Origin of the sequence: Peribacillus asahii, assembly GCF_003570725.1 — a bacterium.
GTDB classification, from domain to species: domain Bacteria; phylum Bacillota; class Bacilli; order Bacillales; family DSM-1321; genus Peribacillus; species Peribacillus asahii.
The window spans coordinates 1-6,503 of record NZ_QWVS01000062.1; the positions used below are offsets into that span (position 1 = coordinate 1).

Below are 6,503 nucleotides of genomic sequence, written 5' to 3' on the forward strand. Positions count from 1 at the left end.
TCCTTACCATTTGTCTAATTTGCTCAATTTCTGGATTTACTATCGTAAACATGTCAATTCCCCCTAATAAATTGGAATACTATATACATAATGCAAAAATTGTGCCAAAAAGAAATGCTTACATTTATCGGGCTTTACTTACAACTTAATTCTTTGTCGATTTATATTTAAATCAAACAAATAGATTACTAGCAGGTCCTCGTGTTTCAAAAATGAATCAACATTTCATTTTTGAATCACGCGATACTTGTCAGTTATAAATTCTGATACAAAAAAATACACACTACTGAATAGTGTGCAAATATAGTATTATTTCAGATTGTACTTAGCTATTTTTCGATACAAACTGGCAATATGTATTTTTAGTTTTTGAGCAGCTAGAGTTCGATCACCATTTGCTTCTTGTAAAGCTCGTTGGATTGCGTTTATCTCTGCACTTCTCACTTCTTCCTCTAAACTTTGCAGAGGTGTGATTTCCCTATTTGTTGGATTGGTAGACATTTGGCGTGAAAAATAGATCGTATTCATCGAAAGGGTATCTCCTTCAACAATATTCATTGCCCTTTCAATAAAGGCCTTTAATTCACGAACATTTCCTGGCCATTCATAGTTCAAGATCCACTCTTGAAGCTGGGAATCAATGAATTTAACGTCCAGATCAAACCTCTCATTAAAAAAATCAATAAAATAATGAGCTAATGATAGAAGATCCTCTTTTCTCTCCCGAAGTGAAGGAATTGTTAAATCGAAGACATAAAGTCGATAAAATAAATCCTGTCTGAACTTCCCTTCCTCAACAAGTTTTCCTAAGTCACGATTCGTTGCTGCAATAATACGGATATCAATATTTTTACTAACGGTTCCTCCGATGCGTTCAACCTCTTTTTCCTGAAGCACACGGAGCAGCTTTCCTTGTGCTTCATAAGGAAGTTCTGATATTTCATCAAGAAAAAGGGTACCATTCATAGCTAATTCAAACTTTCCAGGCTTTCCTTCCTTTCTTGCTCCACTAAATGCTCCCGGTTCATACCCAAAAAGCTCTGATTCAAATAATTCCCCCGGGATAGCTGCACAATTTACTGCAATAAAGGGATTGTTTTTCCTTCTGCTTATACCATGAATCGCTTGAGCGAATAATTCCTTTCCCGTCCCACTTTCCCCTGTCAGCAGCACAGTTGAATTACTAGTCGCAATTCGAATGGCTAATTCTTTAGCCTCCTTCATCGCCATACTATCCCCAATAATTTCCTCAAAGCTGTATTTGTTTTGGTGGGGCTTTTTTTTGTTCATTTTAGCTAAATCAATTGCATGCATGAACGAGACCATTTCATGATGCTCAATATCTCCATCACGGGCTATCACCCGATAAATCTCCTGTTGATTCTGTTTCGTCACTCTAATTAAACAATTAATCCCGGAAATAACACCGAAGAAGACTTTTTTACGCCTTCGGCCATACATTCCATGGATTACATCATAAATTGGAGCCCCTAAGTAAGCACTCTTATTTATCGAAAAGTTTTCACAAAAATCTGGGCTGAGGTGAACTAGTCGCCCGCTGCTATCAACTTCAATGTATCCCCAGTCTTCTAGTAAATTTATCGTCTTCTCCATATCAATCACCTTTCCGATAATACAAAAAGAACCACTTGTCCTTTAATTACCTCGGTTCCATTTTGATTAAAGCATGCAACCTTTTGCGTAACCCAATTTCTTTCAAGATTAACATCAATAATCGTCAATTCAGCGGTAATGACATCTCCGGCATGTACCGGATGATAATAAATCATCTCTTTTTGCAGCAATACACAAGCACGTCCCGGAAGTTTATCGGTAATCACTTGGGTAACTAATCCCTCCACCAACATTCCGGGAACAATCGGCTGCGAATAACGATTCTTCCAACTATCCTCATTTCGTTGATAGATTGGATTAAAATCTTTTGTTAATTCATTGCATTGTTGAACATCATCTTCTGTAAATATCCGTCGCAAACGGGCTATTTGTCCGATAAACAATTCCGAAGTAGATAAGTTCATTTATACTCTCCTTTATTCACAGACTTTTCTGCTGTATCAAAAGTAAGTTTCATAATCACATAGATTTTCATTTGCATCTCTCCATTCTCGTTTTATCTGTCCAATACTTAAACGTAGAATAATCATGTTGTTTTGTGATTGATATATTGAACGAAGCATTGCTCCTCTTGCTTAATCGTATTGCAAGTTTCATACCAACAAGTATCCTTTTAAAAAGAGACCTAGATTCAAATATTCTCGCAAAAGTGATAATTTTTCGCATAATTGCGAATCTCTTTTGCGAAAAACTATTCATAAAAAATACACACTACTAGGTAGCGTGCATTAAGTTTACTTGTATAAGACCACCAACATGTTATACGATAATTCCCTCTTTTATTATCCTCGCCACTTATACCTGACACCCGGATTTTTTTCACTTTCGAGTGATTTCCTTGTTAACACAAGCGGAATTCCTTCAGACAAGGATGAAGCAGCGGGAGCACCGTCTAATACTTTTAAAGGCGTTCCTTTTGGGACAAATGGATACAATTCTTCAATATGGTGATTCAACAAACGAAAACAGCCTGCTGACACACTTCTTCCGACCGAAGAAGGCTTGTTTGTTCCATGCAGGGCTATTTCTTGTTCGAGTACAATCCCTCTTGTGCCAAACGGAGAGCCTGGACCATTCGGCTCCACCACTCTTTCTGTTACATATGAAGCTGAGAACGGCATTCCTTTTTTTCCTGTAGCTATAGAGTAAACAGCAATCGTTCTGCCATGAAATGAAAGTGCTAATTTGTGCACACTCGGGTAAACGAGGATTTCCACTAGTTCTTTTCGAGCATCAAGAGGGGTACCTGCTAAAAGAAGAGTATAGCTTTGGCTCATTCGTTTGTACGTAATTCCTTTAGGAACATATGAAATCCAGTTATTCGGATAAGGACTCGCTAACTCCTCAAGCGACACAGGATAGCGTTTTTTTGCTTGATAAAAATGCACAATTGCGCTGTTTACAACGAGCCATTCTATATGCTTTAGATTTGTTACATCCACCGGCAGCAATGCACCATCTTTTTGAGCAATGTTGCTCTCCTGCTGTGAAGCGTTTTCTTTCTTGTACATAGGTGTAGAATCATGTATCGCTGTAGACGCATCGATAGCGTTTTCTTCCGTGAACATATCTGTAAAGTGAAAAAAATAACGCTCTAAAACAAATGCAGTATACATAAGAAATAAACAAGAGAAAAAGATTAGTAAAGCTAGCAACCTTCTGCTCGATTGCTTCTGTTTTGCTTGTGATTTAGCCTTTCTTACACGCATGTAGCGATTTTGAGCTTTATTCATCTTTTTCGCCTCCTGCTTCTTTTAATGCTGGTGCGCAAAGAATTTGCCAGCGATAAAATGAGCCACGGCTATATTGTTTACACACTCAAACTTGTTTTAAAGCAGATCGATAACTCATAAATTGCTCCAGATGTAAATAAAGTACTTTTCCTCCTTAACTTGTTTACTTAGCTTATTTTCTTGCTTTCTCAGAAGCGGTTACTCTTTTTATATAAAATGTCCTAACACTTAGATTGGTTTTCGATACATTTTCAAAATTTCCTTTTTTTTACATTACATAAAAATATATCATCAATTCTTGATATAGAACAATAAAACACAATTTCCCCCTGCGTTTTCACATTTAAATAAAAAATCGCCCCAAAAGGGGACGATTTTAATCAGTTCATTTGATAAATTAATTACTCCATTCGGTAATAGCTACCCATTCATCTTTTTGAATGGAATCATAATAATTTAACGCAGGCTGTTACGAATTTGTTTTTTAATAACTATTAAGGGTTCATTAAATTCCTTTGCGGGAGGGCAAAGTCTCGAAGTGAGCAGCGGTAAGCAAGCGAAAGCGCGGCAGGTTTAAGAACTGTTTGTAGTATCTTTACTAACTCTAAAGAGATACAGGCTACATACTCTTCAAGTTAAAATTTAGAACTCCTTTAGAACAAAATTTAGAGGTTTATTAGTATTGTTTGCTAAAGAATGGACAGCATAAAGACAAGTACTTTCATTATTAAGAATCAACATAAAAAGTTTGAAAGGAAAAACATTAAAAAGGAGTAAACGATGCATTGGTATGAAAAGTTAAATCAATATTTTCCGATTGAAGAAATGAAATCAAGAGAACATATGGAAAGCTTACTTGAAGAGCGTTCAGATATCTATCATAAGGATGAGGGCCCTAAACATATTTTAATGTATGTTGAACTAGATAATTTTATTTTTATTGATTATCTTCTCGTTTCAAAAAATGCTAGAGGTGAAGGACTCGGGCATAAACTATTGGAAAAACTAAAACGCAAAGGGAAACCGATTATACTTGAAGTAGAACCAATTAACTATGAAGACAGTGATTCAGAAAAAAGACTTCATTTTTATAAACGTGAAGGATTTAAGCATGCTAACTCCATTGGGTATGAGAGAAGGTCCCTTGCAACAAAAGAGCTTAATGAACTGGAAATCCTCTACTGGGCACCCAATAACGAGTCGGAAGAAATGATCTTTGAAGCAATGAAGAAGACATATAATCTGATACATACATATAAGGATCAACATTTTTATGGTGAATCCTATCAACCAGTTGAGGAAGTTCTAACCTTTAGCAGAGACCCGAAAAATGAAAATTTATTTGAAAATCTATGACTTTTATATTGTCACTTAGTTAATCAATTGATAGTTCTGGTGCAACAACTTGAAAAAATATAGAAAGGCGAAAGATTTTCAGTGACCCCTGGTCTTATGTCACTAGTCCAAACAGTTGATGAATGAATTCTTTTTGATTTAGGATAGACTTCTTCCCTTGAAGATTCTGTCCTTTTTTGATTATGTTCATAGCCTCTAGCCCCTTAATCATTCGTTTGGCAGTCCGTAAAGACTTTAATCCAATCATCAGGCGAATTCATTTTTTAACCAAACGTAACAAAGTATGCAGCAAACACAAAAGGAAGAAAGAAACAATTCCCCTTTCCTCCTCCAGCATCTTTCCAAGCATCCCACATAGCAAAGAAATATAGACAGAAATAAAACATTAACCATTGATAATCCACCTGTAGAATCGCCTTTTCTATATTCTGTTTTTCAATTAGCTTGCTAATGGAGATTTTTTCAATCTATTCGATTGTCAATTAACTTCTATCAAATGCTTGTGGTGGCGCTTCCAACCATCCTTTATCAATTAAAATATTAGCAGCATCATCAACAAATACACCAACATTAGTCATATTTCTTACATATAATGCACCTATATCTCTTCTTCCATTTACCGCTAATGAGTTTCCAAATGACCTAATCTTCATAGAGAACATGTCCAACTTATGAGATAACATTATTTTATCAGAAAAAGGAGGATAATCGGATGTTGTAACCAAATGGTCAATGTATGACGGTGTTGGTAAGTTTTCTGAATGAAGCTTTTCAATACATTGCTTCACTGCTTTATCAGTCATTTCTAAACCTTTTTTAAACAATGATTTTATTTTTTCGTCCTTAACTGTTTGATAAAATCCCAATAATAACGCTTTACTTGTTATGTTATTTTCAATGTTATCGTAAAGGTGAACAATTTCCATCGCATGTAATGGTCTAACATCTCCAAACCAACCGTTTAGATAACTTTGTTTATTAGCAAAATCAGGTTTTTCAGGTGTAGGAATACTTGGAGGTTTAACAATTAATTTTTTTTCAAATAAAACATTATTAATCTGTCCTAATAGGATATCTGTGCATTTATTTGCATAAACGAAAAACTCCCTTATATCCTCTCTTATTATTAACGGAATTGCTACCGAGTAGATACTAAGCCCAGCCTTAGCCGTATATTTTAAATATTGCACGTAAAATTCATCTTCGTATAAACGAGGGGCACCAAGATTTACATCATCCTTTGAAAAACCAACAGGTATAGGGAAATTTTCCTTTTTTAAAAATTTTTCTATCCTCTGCTTAAAATCCTTAGATAAGGCTAAACCATTTTCAAGTAACGTCCTAATATATTCATCCTCACAATGTTGCAGAAAATAAGGCAAGATTTGACTTGCCATACTGTTCCCCATATATGTAACCCACAGTTTACCGATTTCAACCGATGTAAACGACTGTGACTCATCTAATTCTTTTGAACTTAAATTAATTGGTTTCATAACATCCATTGGATTAAATTCTTTATCGGCGGTCATAAGTAATCCCCTTATCTGTATGTTTCATTAAGTTTAAAGTTCCCAATAAACTGTAGTCCTATTCGAGTTAACAGCCTCTTTATAGAATAAAGGCTTATTTTTTAGTATCAGTTTTAGGTCGACTTCATCAATCCGATTGAATACTAAATCCCATTATTCAGAAAATTGTCCCATTCCAAAATATGGGCCTTAAATAAAAAATGAGCGCTTATCTTTATTATAGTGATAGGTAAGCTTTTGAAGTTAT

Annotated in this window: 6 protein-coding genes; 1 reads left to right on the top strand and 5 read right to left on the bottom strand. The window is 35.2% G+C overall.

Features of this window, described 5'->3' with window-relative positions:
* Positions 1–309: 309 nt before the first annotated feature.
* From D1953_RS20025 to D1953_RS20040, 3 genes are all read right to left on the bottom strand, one after another.
* Positions 310–1,614, bottom strand: a complete 1,305-nt coding sequence (locus D1953_RS20025; RefSeq protein WP_119118918.1) for a sigma-54 interaction domain-containing protein — start codon at positions 1,612–1,614, stop codon at positions 310–312.
* Between the two features lie 5 nt (positions 1,615–1,619).
* A complete protein-coding gene (locus tag D1953_RS20030; protein ID WP_119118919.1) occupies positions 1,620–2,039 on the bottom strand; it encodes a MaoC/PaaZ C-terminal domain-containing protein in 420 nt (139 codons plus the stop codon).
* A 378-nt stretch (positions 2,040–2,417) separates the two neighbouring features.
* A complete protein-coding gene (locus D1953_RS20040) occupies positions 2,418–3,368 on the bottom strand; it encodes a L,D-transpeptidase (RefSeq protein ID WP_119118921.1) in 951 nt (316 codons plus the stop codon).
* A 780-nt stretch (positions 3,369–4,148) separates the two neighbouring features.
* Between D1953_RS20040 and D1953_RS20045 the strand changes: the two genes are divergently transcribed.
* The gene (locus D1953_RS20045; RefSeq protein ID WP_119118922.1) at positions 4,149–4,724 is read left to right on the top strand and encodes a GNAT family N-acetyltransferase; all 576 of its coding nucleotides are present in this window, start codon (positions 4,149–4,151) and stop codon (positions 4,722–4,724) included.
* A gap of 263 nt (positions 4,725–4,987) precedes the next feature.
* Here the strand turns inward: D1953_RS20045 and D1953_RS21495 are convergent, their stop codons facing one another.
* Both D1953_RS21495 and D1953_RS20050 read right to left on the bottom strand, forming a co-directional pair.
* Positions 4,988–5,128, bottom strand: a complete 141-nt coding sequence (locus D1953_RS21495; protein ID WP_182480694.1) for a hypothetical protein — start codon at positions 5,126–5,128, stop codon at positions 4,988–4,990.
* Between the two features lie 78 nt (positions 5,129–5,206).
* Positions 5,207–6,256: a DUF3231 family protein gene (locus tag D1953_RS20050; RefSeq protein WP_245980282.1), complete on the bottom strand. Its 1,050-nt coding sequence runs from the start codon at positions 6,254–6,256 to the stop codon at positions 5,207–5,209.
* Positions 6,257–6,503: the final 247 nt, after the last annotated feature.